At 67.7% G+C, this 14,418-nt stretch carries 15 protein-coding genes; 9 read left to right on the top strand and 6 right to left on the bottom strand.

What is annotated here, in order from left to right; all coding sequences use genetic code 11:
• Nucleotides 1–68 precede the first annotated feature (68 nt).
• Both IM738_RS08485 and IM738_RS08480 read left to right on the top strand, forming a co-directional pair.
• Nucleotides 69–2,189, top strand: a complete 2,121-nt coding sequence (locus tag IM738_RS08485; RefSeq protein WP_236965433.1) for an RCC1 domain-containing protein — start codon at nucleotides 69–71, stop codon at nucleotides 2,187–2,189.
• Nucleotides 2,186–4,144 (top strand): di-heme oxidoredictase family protein, encoded by a 1,959-nt coding sequence (locus IM738_RS08480; protein WP_236965432.1) that lies wholly within the window; start codon nucleotides 2,186–2,188, stop codon nucleotides 4,142–4,144. Before IM738_RS08485 ends, IM738_RS08480 begins: the two co-directional genes overlap by 4 nt.
• A 76-nt stretch (nucleotides 4,145–4,220) precedes the next feature.
• Here the strand turns inward: IM738_RS08480 and IM738_RS08475 are convergent, their stop codons facing one another.
• From IM738_RS08475 to IM738_RS08465, 3 genes are all read right to left on the bottom strand, one after another.
• Nucleotides 4,221–5,000 (bottom strand): peptidylprolyl isomerase, encoded by a 780-nt coding sequence (locus IM738_RS08475; RefSeq protein ID WP_236965431.1) that lies wholly within the window; start codon nucleotides 4,998–5,000, stop codon nucleotides 4,221–4,223.
• 76 nt (nucleotides 5,001–5,076) lie between these two features.
• Nucleotides 5,077–5,355: a BolA family protein gene (locus IM738_RS08470; RefSeq protein ID WP_236965430.1), complete on the bottom strand. Its 279-nt coding sequence runs from the start codon at nucleotides 5,353–5,355 to the stop codon at nucleotides 5,077–5,079.
• Nucleotides 5,355–5,906 (bottom strand): septation protein A, encoded by a 552-nt coding sequence (locus IM738_RS08465; RefSeq protein ID WP_236965429.1) that lies wholly within the window; start codon nucleotides 5,904–5,906, stop codon nucleotides 5,355–5,357. Before IM738_RS08465 ends, IM738_RS08470 begins: the two co-directional genes overlap by 1 nt.
• Nucleotides 5,907–6,062: 156 nt before the next feature.
• On the opposite strand from IM738_RS08465, the gene IM738_RS08460 reads away from it, so the two are divergent.
• The 5 genes from IM738_RS08460 to IM738_RS08440 all read left to right on the top strand — a co-directional run bounded on the left by IM738_RS08460 (nucleotide 6,063) and on the right by IM738_RS08440 (nucleotide 9,291).
• On the top strand, nucleotides 6,063–6,518 hold the full coding sequence (locus tag IM738_RS08460) for a hypothetical protein (RefSeq protein WP_236965428.1): 456 nt from the start codon (nucleotides 6,063–6,065) through the stop codon (nucleotides 6,516–6,518).
• A gap of 92 nt (nucleotides 6,519–6,610) precedes the next feature.
• A complete protein-coding gene (locus tag IM738_RS08455; RefSeq protein ID WP_236965427.1) occupies nucleotides 6,611–7,588 on the top strand; it encodes a YcjF family protein in 978 nt (325 codons plus the stop codon).
• Between the two features lie 93 nt (nucleotides 7,589–7,681).
• Complete coding sequence (locus tag IM738_RS08450; protein ID WP_236965426.1) at nucleotides 7,682–8,041, top strand: hypothetical protein; 360 nt, start codon at nucleotides 7,682–7,684, stop codon at nucleotides 8,039–8,041.
• A complete protein-coding gene (locus IM738_RS08445; protein ID WP_236965425.1) occupies nucleotides 8,038–8,634 on the top strand; it encodes a DedA family protein in 597 nt (198 codons plus the stop codon). The genes IM738_RS08450 and IM738_RS08445 overlap by 4 nt, the downstream gene beginning before the upstream one ends.
• A 150-nt stretch (nucleotides 8,635–8,784) precedes the next feature.
• Nucleotides 8,785–9,291 (top strand): hypothetical protein, encoded by a 507-nt coding sequence (locus tag IM738_RS08440; protein ID WP_236965424.1) that lies wholly within the window; start codon nucleotides 8,785–8,787, stop codon nucleotides 9,289–9,291.
• A 57-nt stretch (nucleotides 9,292–9,348) separates the two neighbouring features.
• Here the strand turns inward: IM738_RS08440 and IM738_RS08435 are convergent, their stop codons facing one another.
• Nucleotides 9,349–10,485, bottom strand: a complete 1,137-nt coding sequence (locus IM738_RS08435) for an iron-containing alcohol dehydrogenase (RefSeq protein WP_236965423.1) — start codon at nucleotides 10,483–10,485, stop codon at nucleotides 9,349–9,351.
• Nucleotides 10,486–10,712: 227 nt separating this feature from the next.
• Between IM738_RS08435 and IM738_RS08430 the strand changes: the two genes are divergently transcribed.
• Together IM738_RS08430 and IM738_RS08425 are read left to right on the top strand one after the other, a co-directional pair.
• Nucleotides 10,713–11,696, top strand: a complete 984-nt coding sequence (locus IM738_RS08430) for an alpha/beta hydrolase (RefSeq protein ID WP_236965422.1) — start codon at nucleotides 10,713–10,715, stop codon at nucleotides 11,694–11,696.
• The gene (locus IM738_RS08425; RefSeq protein WP_236965421.1) at nucleotides 11,697–12,566 is read left to right on the top strand and encodes a YbgC/FadM family acyl-CoA thioesterase; all 870 of its coding nucleotides are present in this window, start codon (nucleotides 11,697–11,699) and stop codon (nucleotides 12,564–12,566) included.
• Between the two features lie 8 nt (nucleotides 12,567–12,574).
• Here the strand turns inward: IM738_RS08425 and IM738_RS08420 are convergent, their stop codons facing one another.
• Nucleotides 12,575–13,420, bottom strand: coding sequence for an NRDE family protein (locus tag IM738_RS08420; protein ID WP_236965420.1), 846 nt, complete (start codon nucleotides 13,418–13,420; stop codon nucleotides 12,575–12,577).
• Between the two features lie 16 nt (nucleotides 13,421–13,436).
• Complete coding sequence (gene ygfZ, locus IM738_RS08415; protein WP_236965419.1) at nucleotides 13,437–14,375, bottom strand: CAF17-like 4Fe-4S cluster assembly/insertion protein YgfZ; 939 nt, start codon at nucleotides 14,373–14,375, stop codon at nucleotides 13,437–13,439.
• Between the last annotated feature and the right edge of the window lie 43 nt (nucleotides 14,376–14,418).

The raw sequence follows: 14,418 nt of genomic DNA, 5'->3' as shown, positions 1-14,418 counted from the left end.
ACGAATGAGAGTAAGTCGCATTACAATTGCTTGCAAACCCCATTTTTTGCAACCAAGGAACACAAGCCATGAGTCTCAAAGTCGTTTTGTCGGCCGCGCTGGCCAGCGTGGTCCTCGCCTCGTGTGGAGGCGGATCAAGCCCCAACGACGCCACGTCCAAAGAGGTCCAGACCAGCCATGGATCAGGCAGCGCCGCCGAGGACGCGGCGTCCAGCGCCTCCGACGGACAAACCGTGGCCAGCCTCTCCGAGCGGCTGGCGGTGGCCGGCCAGTTGAACCTGACCGAGATGGCCGCGGCCCAGAAAGCGGCCACGGGCACCGCCCGCAAGGCGCTTTCCAGCACGGGGACCCAGAAAGCCGTTTACCGGTTCTGGAACCCGGCGCAGGGGTCGCACTTCTACACCGCCGACACCGCAGAGCGCGACGCGGTCATCGCCCACCTGCCGACCTACGTCTTTGAAGGAACGGCATTCCATGCCCACTCGGCGCAGGTCATTGGGCTCAGCCCGGTGCACCGCTTCTTCAACACCGTCAGCGGCACCCACTTCTACACCATGGGCGCAGCGGAGAAGGCGTACATCGAGGCCAACATCCCTGAACTGATTCCCGAAGGCGTTGCCTACTACGCGGCCCCCACGGCGACCCCGGGTTTCGTGCCGGCGTACCGCTTCTACAACCCCGTCAACGCCACGCACTTCTACACCCGCAGCGAGAGCGAGCGCGACCAGCTCATCGCGGCGGGCGCGAGCCACATTTACGAAGGCACGGCCTACCACGTGCTGCCATCGGCCGACACCTCGGCGCCGGTGCTGAGCGAGGTGTTTCCGGCCGCTGGAGAGAGCGTGCCCACCACGCAGGCCCACGTGAGTGGCAAGGTGGGTGACAACCTGGCGGTGAAATCCGTCACGCTGCGGATCGACGGCCAGACGGTGCCCGCCACCGTCACGGCCGGCACGTTCACGGCCAAGCTGCCCCTCAAGGCCGGCCTGAACAGCTACACCATCGTGGCCGAAGACCACGCCGGCAACCGCCTCGAATCCCCCGCGACGGCCTACCTGGGCTCGCGGGTCGCGGGCGGCGGCTCCCACTCCGGCGCGATCAGGAACGGCCTGCTCTACACCGTGGGCCGCAACAACGCGGGCCAGCTCGGGTTCGGCGACACCTCGACCCTGAGCCAGGGCGAGGCGATCCACCCGACCTCGATGCGCCAGATCCCGCACGCGGCCGGGGCACCCGTGTCGCTGGTGTTCAACCAGAACTTCTCGCTCATGCTCGACGACGCGGGCACGGTCTGGTCCTGGGGCACCAATGCCTCCGGGCAGCTGGGCGTCGGCGCCTGCGGCCCGACCCCGGACACGGCCAACCGCCTGATTCCGACGCAAGTCACGGCCCTGTCGTCCGTGATCACCATCGCGGCGGGATACGACCACAGTCTGGCACTCAAGGGCGACGGCACGGTCTGGGCGTTCGGTGAGAACGGCCTCGGCCAGGTCGGTGACGGCAGCACGACGGACAAGGATTGCCCGGTGCAGGTGCAGGGGCTGCCGGCCGACGCACAGGTGATCCAGGTCGCTGCGGGCGCGGCCACGTCCTACGCGCTGGACGACCAGGGCCGCGTCTGGGCCTGGGGACGCAACCAGTACGGCAACCTGGGGCTGGGCACGGTATCGACCTCGACCACCGCGCAGACCTCGCCCGTGCTCGTGCCGTTGAGCGCCCCGGTGGTGATGCTGGCCAATGGCCGCGACCACGTGCTGGCCCTCACCGAGTCCGGCGCGGTCATCGGCTGGGGCCTCAACGCCAGCGCACAACTCACCAGCGACTGGGCGTCCCCGGTGGTGACGCCGGCCGCACTGCCTTCGCTGCCGGCCGGTTCGTCCCGGCGCGTCTGGGCCAACGGCAACACCAGCTGGGTCATGAAGGAGGTGGGCGTTCCTTATCGCTGGGGCCAGCGCCTGGGCAATTCGGGCACCGACTTTCCGACCGCCAACCTGCCATCGCCGCAATTGGTCTCAGGCACGCTCACGGGCGTGCTGGATGTCGGGGCTGGCGCTTCCCACTGGGTGGTCCTGAAATCGACAGGCGACATCGCGTCGCTGGGCTGGAGCTTCGAAGCCTCGCTCGGCGGCGGGCCCAGCACCATCAACACCTGGGCCTACGTGGAACCCATCGGCGTGGTGTTCCCATGATCTGGCGCGTGGGACGCGCGGCGCTGGCGGTGGCCGCATTGACATGGTGGGTCGTGGGTTGTGGCGGCTCGGCGGCCACTGACGCGGAGCCGGTGGAGCGCCATGCCGACGGCGCATCGATTGCATTCGGGGCGGAGGCCATCCCGGCGACCGAGCTCCTCGACGGGGGCGGGACGGGCGCGCCGGGGGCGGGTGTCGGGACCACAGGTGCCGCCGCCGCGAAGGCCTTCAGCACCCAGGCCGACCAGTTCTTCTACGCCGAGTCCTTTGACCGGGTCGCGGTCTACCGCTTCTTCATCAAACAGCGCGGGGGGCACTTCTACACGGCCTCGGTCGAGGAGCGCGATGCGGTGATCGCCCAGCTGTCGGACACCTACCAGTACGAGGGCGCGGCCTTCCACGCGTACGCGACGGCCAGCGGGCAGACGAAGCCGGTCTACCGCTTCTACAACACCCAGACCGGCTACCACCTCTACACCGCGAGCGAGGACGAACGCGGCCAGATCGTGGCCAGCCTGCCGCACTACACCTTCGAAGGCGTGGCCTACCACGTGGGCGCCACCTCGCACACCACGCTGCGCTCACTGCACCGCTTCTTCAACACCCGGCTGGGTTACCACTTCTACACCGCCAGCGAAGAAGAAAAAGCCCATATCACGGCCAACCTGCGGGATTTCAGCTACGAAGGCGTGGCCTACCCGGTGTTCGGCTCCAGTGATGTTCCGTGGCAGGGGGTGGGCGGCTCGGCCACCGCCGCCAGCGGGGCGGGCGGCATGCCGTTCCTGCAGTTTTCGCCCGGACTCTTCATCAGCGAACGCCTGGGCCTGTCCCAAGGCCGCGAGCTGTTTGTTGCGCAATGGACGCCCGCACCCGGTGCACGTGCCGTGCTCGACGGGCTCGGCCCGCTCTTCAACGCCGACGCCTGCACGGCGTGCCACGTCGAGAACGGGCGCGCACCCAGCCTCGTGGCCGGCGGCACCATCGGTCGCGGCATGCTGTTTCGCATCGGCAATCGCGAGGGTGGCGTGTCGGCGACCTACGGTGGCCAGTTGCAGGACCGCTCCACCGCTGGTTCGCCCGAGGGTACCGTCACCTGGAGCGACCCGCTCGACGGTGGCGACATCGCTTTCGCGCTGTCGGTGCTCGGCACGCCGCTGGAAGCGGGCATGCACCTCGGACCTCGCCTTTCACCGCACCTCATGGGCATGGGCCTGCTCGACCTGGTGCCGCAGACCCAGCTTCTGGAGTTCGCGGACGCCAGTGACGCCGACGGCAACGGCATCTCAGGCCGGCCACACTGGCTGCCCGACGGCAGCCTGGGCCGTTTTGGCTGGAAGGCGATCAACCAGAGCCTGCGCCACCAGATCGCCGGCGCGCTGCACCAGGACATGGGCCTGACCACGTCGCTGCACCTGGCCGAAAACTGCACCGCGAACCAGACCCTGTGCAACAGCGAAGCCAACGGCGGAACCCCCGAAGTCGCTGAGGAGTCGCTGGACAACATGACCCGGTTCATGACGGGGTTGTCGGTGCCTGCGCGCCGGCACGACGACCTGGCCCGGTTTCAGCGGGGCGGCAAGGTGTTCACCGAGATCGGCTGCGCCCAGTGCCACCGCCCCGTGTTGCGCACCGGCACCAGCACCGCGTTTCCCAGCCTGTCGAACCAGCTGATCTACCCCTACACCGATCTCCTGCTGCACGACATGGGCGCCGAGCTGGACGACGGGGTCAAGGAGCTGGGCGCCGAGCCCAGCGAGTGGCGCACGCCACCGCTCTGGGGCATCGGCCTGGTGGCCGCCTCGGCGAATGCCCGGTTCCTCCACGACGGCCGAGCCCGCACCGTGAACGAGGCGGTCCGATGGCATGGGGGCGAGGCGCTGCCCGTGCGCCAGCGTTACGAGGCCCTGGACCAGGTGCGCCGGGAGGACCTGCTGCACTTTGTGCACGGCCTCTGAGCCCGGTTGTCCGACCGACCGACCAGCAAAAAGCCCCGCCATGGCGGGGCTTTTGGTGTGAAGGCGCGTACCGCGCTTACTGCACCTTGGCCTTCTCGCGCAGCGCCCGCTGGAACTCGGCGAGCTTCTGCTGCTGCATCTGCTGAGCGATCTGCGGCTTCAACTCTTCGAAGGCCGGCAGTTTGGCCTGGCGCACGTCGTCCACGCGGATGATGTGGAAACCAAACTGGCTCTTGACCGGCTCCTGGGTCATCTGGCCCTTGTCGAGCTTGATCATGGCCTGGGAGAACTCGGTCACGTAGCTGGCGGCATTGGCCCAGTCCAGGTCGCCACCGTTGGCACCGGAACCCGGGTCCTTGGACTTGGCCTTGGCCTGGTCTTCGAACTTGGCACCACCCTTGATGGCCGCGATGATCGCCTTGGCTTCTTCTTCCTTCTCCACCAGGATGTGGCGAGCGCGGTATTCCTTGCCACCGTTGGCCGCCGTGAACTTGTCGTATTCGGCCTTGATCTCGTCGTCGGTGACGGGGTTCTTCTTCTGGTAGTCGGCGAACAGGGCGCGGATCATGATGGTCTGGCGGGCCAGTTCCATCTGGCTCTTGAAGTCGGCGGTGGTCGCGATGCCGCGCTTCTGCGCTTCCTGCATGAAGACCTCACGCAACACCACTTCTTCCTTGATTTGCGCACGGGTGGCCTCGTCGATCTGGCGACCGGAGGCAACGATCTGCTGCTCCAGTGCCGCGACACGGGCGGTGGGCACGGCCTTGCCGTTCACGATGGCCACGTTCTGGGCCACCGCCCAGGGTGCGGTGGCGATCAGGGCGGCCGCGGTCAGGGCCGACAGGGAAAATTTCATGGTGATCCTCGGGTGTGAAAAAGGGTTGAGCGCTTCAACGGGTGCGTGGATGGCACAACAGCGTCTTCGATGGGGTTCAGGTGATGATTTCGATGGCCAGCGCGTGCAGCCCGGCATCCGTGAAATTTTGCAGCGCATCATACACAAGGCGGTGTTGCGCCACGCGGCTCTTGCCGGCAAACGCCGGGGAGGCGATGCGCACCCGGAAATGGGTGCCGTAACCCAGGCCGTTGGCCCCGGCATGCCCCGCATGTGCGGCGCTTTCGTCGAGCACTTCGAGATGGCTGGGCGTGAGCGCCGCGTCAAGGGCGGCCTGCAATCCACCGGCCGTGGGTGCAAAGGGTTGGGAAGGCATCATGAGGATCCGGTACCGGCTTCGCCGTCGCTTTTCAGGTATTTCGAGATGTACAAACCCTGTCCCACGATGAAGACCACCGGGAACGCGTAGCCCCAGAGCTTGAAGTTCACCCAGTCTTCGGTGGAGTAGTAGGCGGCGACATAGGCGTTGATGGCGGCCATGAACAGGAAGTAGGCGACCCACATCACCGTCAGGCGCGCCCAGACAGCCTCAGGCAACGAGAGCTGGCTGCCCAGCAGGATCTGAAGGAAGTTCTTCTTCCAGACCCAGAGCGCGGCGGCGAGCACGATGGCCATGCTCGCGTACAGCACGGTGGGCTTCCACTTGATGAAGCGCTCGTCGTGCAGCGCCAGGGTCAGTGCGCCGAACACGATCACCAGCACCAGCGTGACCTTCTGCAGGGTCTGCAGCTTGCGGTCGATGGCGTAGATGAGACCGGTCTGGAGCAGCGTGGCCACCATCAGCACCCCCGTGGCGGTGTAGATGTCGCCGAGCTTGTAGGCCGCGACGAAGAGGGCGATGGGGAAAAAGTCGATCAGAAAGCGCATGGGGGGATTATCGGCGGTGTCGGCAAGGCATCAGAACCCGTGGGGGAGATCAAGGTTCCCGGCCGTTCTGCCGATAAAGGGAGAGCCCCTGTGCCACCGGGCTCGCCATGGCGGGCACGCGGCCCTTCTTCCATCATCTGTATCAAGGTGTGCGCCATGACCGACGAAGACCAGTTCGAGAGTTTCAAAGTGTCCCTGTCTGCGTTCATGCAGCAGACCCACGCACTGGTGGACAAGGTGTTGTCCGACGAAACCCACAAGTCACACCTCGCGCCGCTGGTGCCCTGGGTGAGCGAGGTGATGTCTGCGTCGATGCAGACGGAGCTGGTGGAACAGGTCGGCCTGGCTTACTGGTCCCGCATGGGCATGACGTCCACCTCGACGCCGGCCCGACTGAAGATACTGGAACTCGACGGGTTGTCTGCTGCGATCCGCCAGAGCTTGTCGCACGCCGCGGCACCTGACGGCACCGCGAGCTTCGCCCAGACCCACTTGCTGGGCGTGTGCAGCCTGACCGTGGGCAGCCTGCTGGATGCGATCGGCGACATGTTCCCGCTGGTGCGAGGCGTGCTGCGCTCCACGCAGGACGCGATCGACGTGGCGCGCAGCTGACCCCGCAGAGGTCCGGCGGGTGAGCGCCGGAACTTGGTTGACCCGGTTGGCTCTACAGTGCGGTTCTTCCGCACAACAAGGGCATCACCACCATGGACATCCAGGCACAGAAAGCCATTCTCACCATCGCGCTGCTGGCCGCCTTCGCTGACGGCGATAAGGCCGACACCGAACGCGAAGCCATCCGTCAGCTCGCCGACACCCTGGGGCACGACAGCGCTGGCGCGGGCCTGGCCGGGCTGTACCAGGACGTGCTGCTCAAGCGCGTGACGCTGGCCGACGCGGTCGGCGCGCTGAACGACCCCAGTCACCGCCAACTCGCCTATGAAATGGCGGTGTGCGTGTGCGACGCCGACGGGCGCCAGAGCCCGGCCGAGACGGTCTTCCTGAGCGACCTGAAGGCCCGCCTGAAGCCCGATGCGGCCCAGGCGGCGGCGTTCGAGCGCGAAGCGGACGCGGTGGTCGAAGCCGCCGAGGCGGCCGCGCCCGCCTCGCTGCCGGCGGTGGTGGCGGCACCCGTGGCCACACCGATCCCGAAAGCCCCCTCAATGCAGGACCCCGAGCTGGATGCCCTCATCCTGAGCGCGGCAAAGCTCAACGGCGCGCTGGAGCTCCTGCCCCAGTCGTGGGCCTCGATGGCCATCATCCCGCTGCAGGTGCGCATGGTCTACAACATCGGCAAGGCGCATGGCATCGAACTCGACCAGGGCCACATCAAGGAGTTCATTGCCGCCGTGGGCGTGGGCCTGACCTCGCAATATGTCGAACAGTTCGGTCGCAAGCTGCTGGGTGGCTTGCTGGGCAAGGTCGCCGGGCGCACCATCGGCGGGATCGGCAGCGCAGCCACCGGCGTCGCGTTGTCCTTCGCCACCACCTACGCGCTGGGCCATGTCGCCAAGCGCTACTACGCCGAGGGCCGGGTCATGAGCACCGCGCTGCTGCAGGAGAGTTTCCAGAAGCTGCTGGCGCCGGCCAAGCAGATGCAGGCGCAGTACCTGCCGCAGATGCAGGACCTCTCGCGCACGCTGGACATGGGCAAGGTGCTCAGCATGGTGCGCGGGGGCCGCTGAGCCGCCGGTGGCATCATGGCGCAGCCCTGATCGCCAGCCATGCCCGCGCCACCCGAACCCACACAGCCCAAATCCCCCAGAACCACGCAGCCAGTGAGCAGCCGCGTTCCGCGCGTGCTGGCCGTTCTGGCGCTGGTGGCGGGCCTGCTGGTCACTGCCGTGTTCGCCTGGCGCGCCTGGCGACAGCACGAGTACGGGCAGCGGCTCGCGTCGGGCCAGGTGCAGGTTGAAACCCTGCGCGGCTGGATGACCTTGCCCTACATCGAACGGGCACATGGCGTCCCGCAATCCCGGATGCGGGCTGCGCTCGGACTGCCTGCGCAGGGGGGGGACGAGCGCAGCCTGCGCGACTGGTTCGAGCTGCAGGGCATCGACCCGGTGCAAGGGCGGCAGAAGATTGAGGCGCTGATCCTCCAAGCACCTTCCAATGCGCCCGCGAGCGACCCGCAGTGACCGACATCACCGGCGCGCTGCTGACCGCGCTCATCAACCACGGGCAGTTGCTCCTGGGCGTTGTGCTGTTTCTGGCGGCCCTGGGTGTCCCGCTGCCGGCCAGCATGCTGCTCCTGGCTGCCGGGGCGTTCTCGAGACAAGGTGTGCTGGACCCGCTCACGGCAGCCCTGACCGGCTCGGTGGCCGCCGCGAGTGGTGACCTCGCCAGCTACGCCCTCGGCCGCGGACTGGGCGCTCGCTTGCCTGCGCGCTGGCGCCAGGGTGACACCTGGCGGGGCGCCGCGGACATGTTCGCACGCTGGGGCGTGTGGGCGGTGCTGGTCACGCGTTTCCTGCTGACGCCGCTGGCACTGCCCGTGAACCTGCTCGCGGGCAGCACGCGGTACCCGCTGGCGCGCTTCCTGCTGCCGGTGGTCGTGGGCGAAATCGCCTGGGTGCTGCTGTTCGGCGGGCTCGGCTATGTGTTCGCGCAGAGCTGGGAACGGGTGAGCGCCTGGGCCGACGACTCGGCCGGCCTGCTGCTGGGCGCGGCACTGGTGGCGCTCGGCGCATGGGGCCTTCGCCGATTGAAGCGACAAGGCACCGCGCGCTGACCACCGATACCCCTGCAACCGGGCGTTGTCTGGGGTAACAGTCTTCGTGCGCCAGGGTTCTCGGGCAGAATGCCGAGGCTGCAGGAACAAGCCCTTGCGCGGCCTGACCGCACAAGCACTTTTGACACCCCACTCCGAGGACATCTCCCGATGACAATGCATCCCCGTTTCAAGCTGATCGCCATGTGCCTGGCCGTTGCCGCTTTCACCGCCGCCTGTGGTGGAGGTGACGAAGACCCGTTGCCCGGCGACACGACCGGCGATGTGGTGGCCAAATACATCGGTTCCTGGGAATCCGACTGCTACGAAGACAGCGGCGCCTCCGCCAAGGCCCGTGCCGATTTCACCAAGACCTCGGCCACCAGCTTCACCGGCGACGTGATCGCCTATGCCTATGTCGGCACCTCGTGCTCTGGTCCGAGCGTCAGGGACGAGAAGGTGTTGACGGGCCTGGCCATGACCCACGCGGGCACCAAGGCCCTGGGCGGCGTGACGGTCGACAAGTTTTCCGGCACCTCGGCGCAGAAGAACGGCAAGCTGGTCATGTACGTCAACGGCAACACCCTGCAACTGGGTGACGTGGACGGCCCCGAAGATGCCGAAGGCTACGCCAACACCTTCTACGAAAGCCGTTACACGCTCAAGCGCATCCAGTAGGGCTTTTGCGCGAGACAGGGAGAGGGCCGGGGCTCACGCTGCGGCCCTTTCTTTTTTTCACATGGCGGCGTCCAACATGGCCCGGTAGTCGTCGGCGCTGGCGAGGCGCGGGTTGGTCTTGTGGCAGTGGTCGGCGAGCGCGCCTTCGATCACCTTGTGAAACAGGTCGGGCGTGACACCCATGGCGGCCAAGCCGCTGGGCAGGCCCAGGCGGGCGTTCATGTCCTTGATCGCTTCACCGATGTCGCTGCCGCTGGCCAGGCCCATCGCGTGGGCCATGCGCTCCAGCCGCCGGTCTTTCTTCATCGACTCGGCTTCGGCGTTGAAGCGGATCACGGCCGGCAGGAACATGGCGTTGAGCGTGCCGTGGTGCAGGCGCGGGTTCACGCCGCCCAGGCTGTGGCTGAGTGAATGCACGCAGCCCAGGCCTTTCTGGAACGCCATCGCGCCCTGCATGGACGCGCTCATCATGTTCAGCCGCGCCTCGCGGTCCTGTCCGTTGGTGGTGGCGCGCTCGATGTGGGCCCAGCCGCGCTCCAGGCCGTCCAGGCCAATGCCGTCGGCCGGCGGGTTGAAGGCCGGCGCCATGAAGGTTTCCATGCAGTGGGCGATGGCGTCCATGCCCGTGGCGGCGGTCAGCATGGGTGGCAGGCCGAGCGTGAGCTCCGGGTCGAGCAGGGCGGTCTTGGGCACCAGGTGCCAGCTGTGGAAGCCGAGCTTGCGGCCGTCGTCCACGATCACGATGGCGCCGCGCGCCACCTCGCTGCCGGTGCCAGCGGTGGTGGGGATGGCGATCAGCGGCGGCACCCGGTCTGTGATCTTGGGTGAACCGCCTTCGATGGTGGCGTAGGTCTTGAGCGGGCCTTCGTGCACCGCCGCGATGGCCACGCCCTTGGCGCAGTCGATCGAGCTGCCGCCGCCCAGCGCGATCAGGCCATCGCAGCCTTCAGCCTGGTACACTGCGACCGCGGCACGCACCGCCGCTTCGTTCGGGTTCGAGGGGGTCTGGTCAAACACGGCTGGCTTCAGGCCGGGCAGGGCGGCCAGCGCCTTGTCGAGCAGGCCCACGGCCTTCACACCCGCGTCGGTCACGATCAGCGGGCGCCGGATGCCCACGCGTTCGCACTCGGCCTGCAGCTGCGAGAGCGCGCCGAAGTCGATCAGGATGTTGGTCACATAGAGGATTTGGGCCATAAGGTTCCGCTCTCCCCCTGCGCCGCTTTGCGTCTTCCCCCACAGGGGGACCACACCAGTGACCCGGCAAAGCCGGTTCCACGGTGTGCGCTGGGTGGCGCCTGTGTCTTCGGGGGTGTGGGTGTTGCCCAGCGCAGCACTGGAGCGAATATACGGGCGTGAGGCGCTGCGGCGAACGTCGCCCACACGGCAGCCGGTCGCGCAAAAGACAGCCACAATGCCGTCCCATGTCGCACCACCGCAACCCCAGAGCCCTGTTGTCGCCCGCCATGCGCGGCGTGCTCGACCGCATCGCCCGCGCCGGGCACCCGCCCATGCACGCCCTGACGCCCGACCAGGCCAAGGCCGCCTACGCCGCGGGTGCGGGGGTGCTCGACATCCCTTCGCACAAACTGGCCCGGATCGACGACCTGGCCATCCCCGCGCGCGACGGCATCGAGCTGCACGCCCGGCTGTTCGCCCCGGCGTCCGAACATCCCCTGCCCGTGCTGCTGTACTTCCACGGTGGCGGTTTCACGGTCGGCAGCGTGGCCACGCACGAGCCGCTGTGCCGCCACCTGGCGCACCTGGCGCACTGCGCCGTGGTCTCGGTGGACTACCGGCTGGCGCCGGAATCGAAGTTCCCCACCGCCGCCAACGACGCCTGGGACAGCCTGGCCTGGCTGCGCGACCACGCCAGCTCGCTGCGGCTGGACGGCTCAAACCTTGCGGTCGGCGGTGACAGCGCCGGCGGCACGCTCGCCGCCGCCGCCGCCATTGCCGCGCGCGACGCGGGCTGGCCGCTGGCGCTGCAGCTGCTGTTCTACCCCGGCACCGCCGGCCACCAGAACACGCCCAGCCACCAGACCTTCGCCGACGGCTTCCTGCTGGAAGAACCGCACATCACCTACTTCTTCAACCAGTACCTGCGCAGCCCGGAAGACCGGAATGACTGGCGCTTCGCTCCGCTGGACGGCGTCGATGAGCACGGTCAGGTGCGCGAGCTCGACGGCGTGGCCCCAGCCTGGATCGGCCTGGCCGAGTGCGACCCGCTGACCGACGAAGGCGTGATGTACGCCGACCGCCTGCGCATGGCCGGTGTGCCGGTGGATCTCGAGATCTACGCCGGCGTGGTGCACGGCTTCATCCAGTTCGGGCGCGCCATCCCGCACGCGCTCACCGCTCACAACGACGCCGCCCGCGCCCTCAGACACGCTTTTGGAGTTGCCTGAATGACCACTTTGAAACGATCCGATTTCCGCTTTTTCCACCGCCTGCGCGTGCGCTGGGCCGAGGTGGACATGCAGAAAATCGTCTTCAACGCCCACTACCTGATGTACTTCGACACGGCCATCAGCGACTACTGGCGGGCGCTGGCACTGCCCTACGAGGCCTCGATGCGGCAACTCGAAGGCGATCTCTACGTGGTCAAGGCCACGGTCGAGTTCCACGCCTCCGCGCAACTCGACGATCAGATCGACATCGCCATGAAGTGCAGCCGCATTGGCAGCTCGTCCATCACCTTCACCGGGGCCATCTTCCGGGGCGACGATCATCTGATCACCGGGGAGCTTATCTACGTGTTCGCCGACCCCGCCACCCAGACCTCGCGCCCCGTGCCCGAGGCGCTGCGCCACATCCTGCTCGGCTTTGAGGCGGGCGAGGCCATGACCACGGTGAAACTCGGCGACTGGACCACGCTGGGCACCGACGCCCAGGTGCTGCGCATGGATGTCTTTGTGGACGAGCAGCGCATTCCCAAGGAGCTGGTCAGCGACGCGGCCGACGTCAACGCGCTGCATGCTGTCGCCTTCAACCGCCTGGGCCGTCCTGTGGCCACCGGGCGCATGGTCAGTGAGCAGCCCGGCGTTGGCCGGATCGGCCGCATGGCGGTTCACCGGGTGCTGCGTGGGGGATCGCTCGGCAAGCAGGTGCTGCAGGCGCTGACGGATGCGGCCCGGGCGCGCGGAGACCGCGAGGTGATGCTGCACGCCCAGCGCAGCGCGGTGGGTTTCTACGAACGGCTGGGGTACCAGAAACGGGGCGAAACGTTTGTCGAGGCGGGCATCGAGCACCAGGAGATGTTCTTGCCCCTGGTGTGAGCGGCGCCTTACCAGACCAGTTGGTGGGTGCGGCGTTCGTTGCCAGACCAGCGATGCTGGTTGGCGCCATTCGTCCGGTGGGTCCATTCGTCCAGCTGCACCTTCCACGGTCCGCCGGCATCGCCGTGGCGCGTCACGCTGGCGATCAGGCTGCTGCGGGTTCCGTATCCGCGCCCCGTCATGTCCACGAACGGACTGGACAGCGCCTGCTCGATGTCCGGCGGCACACCGGTCTGCGGCAGAGCCTGAGCGGCGACGGTGGAGCGGTCGGCCAGTGCCTCGCTCAGCATCCGATGCTGGTCCTGCATCGACGACGTGCGCAGCGCTTCGGCGACCGCTGACTTCAAGCGTTGTGTCTTGGGCCAGGGGGTGTCCAGCGCCGCGTTCGAGACCCCATAGATGCCGGGCGACAGCCTTTGGCGGTGCAGCGTTGCAACACCGTCCTCGTGAGGTCGCTCGGGATCGCGGTTGGTGATCCAGGCCCAGAGGCCCGCATGGAAGTCACCCACGATCAGGTTGAACCCGCCGTACTGTGCTGGATCGATGTTGGCCATCAGGTCGTCCATGTCGATGTGGGCCAGGAGCCAGCGCGCCGGCAGCTCGCCCCGGCTGCGCCGGCCCGGCCCGGGTTGGGCGCTGCGCACGTTGGTGAGCATGGCCACGCGGCCGTTTTCACCCACACCCAGCCAGGTGCCACCGTCGCGCAGATCGCGCCCGGCCAGCACCGTCGATCCGTCAGGCAGGGCCCAACGGTGCAGCGGTTCGGTGGGGCGGTCGAAGAACTCGTCGCGGTTGGCGGCGATCAGCAGCGGGCGGGCCGGGTCGGCGTCGATGGCGAAAGCGATCAGGCACATGCCGGGGCCGGTGGTTTCAAATGTCCGCGAGCAGCGGGTAGGGCAGGGGCAGCAGGTTCAGCGCCGGGCCATCGGCGGCGGCGAGGTGCAACCGACCGCCCTCGGTTGCGCTGGTCTGCATGGAGACGATGGCGCTCCAGCCGGCCTCGGGGTTCGGCGCGGCCTCGACCACGGTGCCGCACGGCTGAGAGGGATCGCTGTCGTGGAAGACCTCCTGGCCCGATGCCATGGCCACGTCGCCCTGCACCACGTAAGCGCGCCGCTTGAGCGTGCCGCGAAACTGGCTGCGTGCGACCACTTCCTGGCCGGGGTAACAACCCTTCTTGAAGTTCACGCCACCGACCGATTCGAGGTTGAGCATCTGCGGCACGAAGGCCTCCACCACCGGTAGCGAGAGCGTGGCCACGCCGCTCATCACCTCCAGCCAGCGCCACTGGGCATCGGCCAGCCGCTCGCCGCCCGGAGCCGGCGTGGCGACCGGCGCCACCCACATCGCACGGCCCACGCCCGACCCCGGATGCAGGCGCACCAACTGGGCGCCATCGGCGTCGAGCTTGCTCCAAGGGGCGGTGGGCAGCGCGGCCGGCACGGCATCGCCCACCAGGCCCCAGAGCTGGAATTCCGCGCTGGCGTCGCTGAGCTTGGCCTTGGCGCGCAGCACGAACATGGACAAACGCTTGAGCGTGGCCTGCAGCAGGTCGGCGCTGCACACCAGAAGAACGTCGTCGTGCGCCCGCTTGAATCCGATGAAGCTGGCCAGCAGGCGCCCTTTGGCCGAGCAGAACCCGGCCAGGCGCGCTTCGGAGAGGCCCAGCAGCGAGAAGTCGTTGGTCAGCTGACCGTGAAGGAACTTGGCCGCTTCTTCACCTTGTGCGCGAATCACGCCCAGGTGGGGCAAGGGTGCTACGCCGTTCAGGGCTGCGGCGAGGGGGAGTCCGGTGGGGCTGGTGGTCATGCGCGGGGCATCGTGTGCCGTGGGGTGAAACAGTGCGGTCGAT

This window comes from Hydrogenophaga sp. SL48 (genome assembly GCF_021729865.1).
In the GTDB taxonomy this organism is placed as follows: Bacteria; Pseudomonadota; Gammaproteobacteria; order Burkholderiales; family Burkholderiaceae_C; genus Hydrogenophaga.
This window is presented reverse-complemented; position numbering and strand designations above follow the sequence as displayed.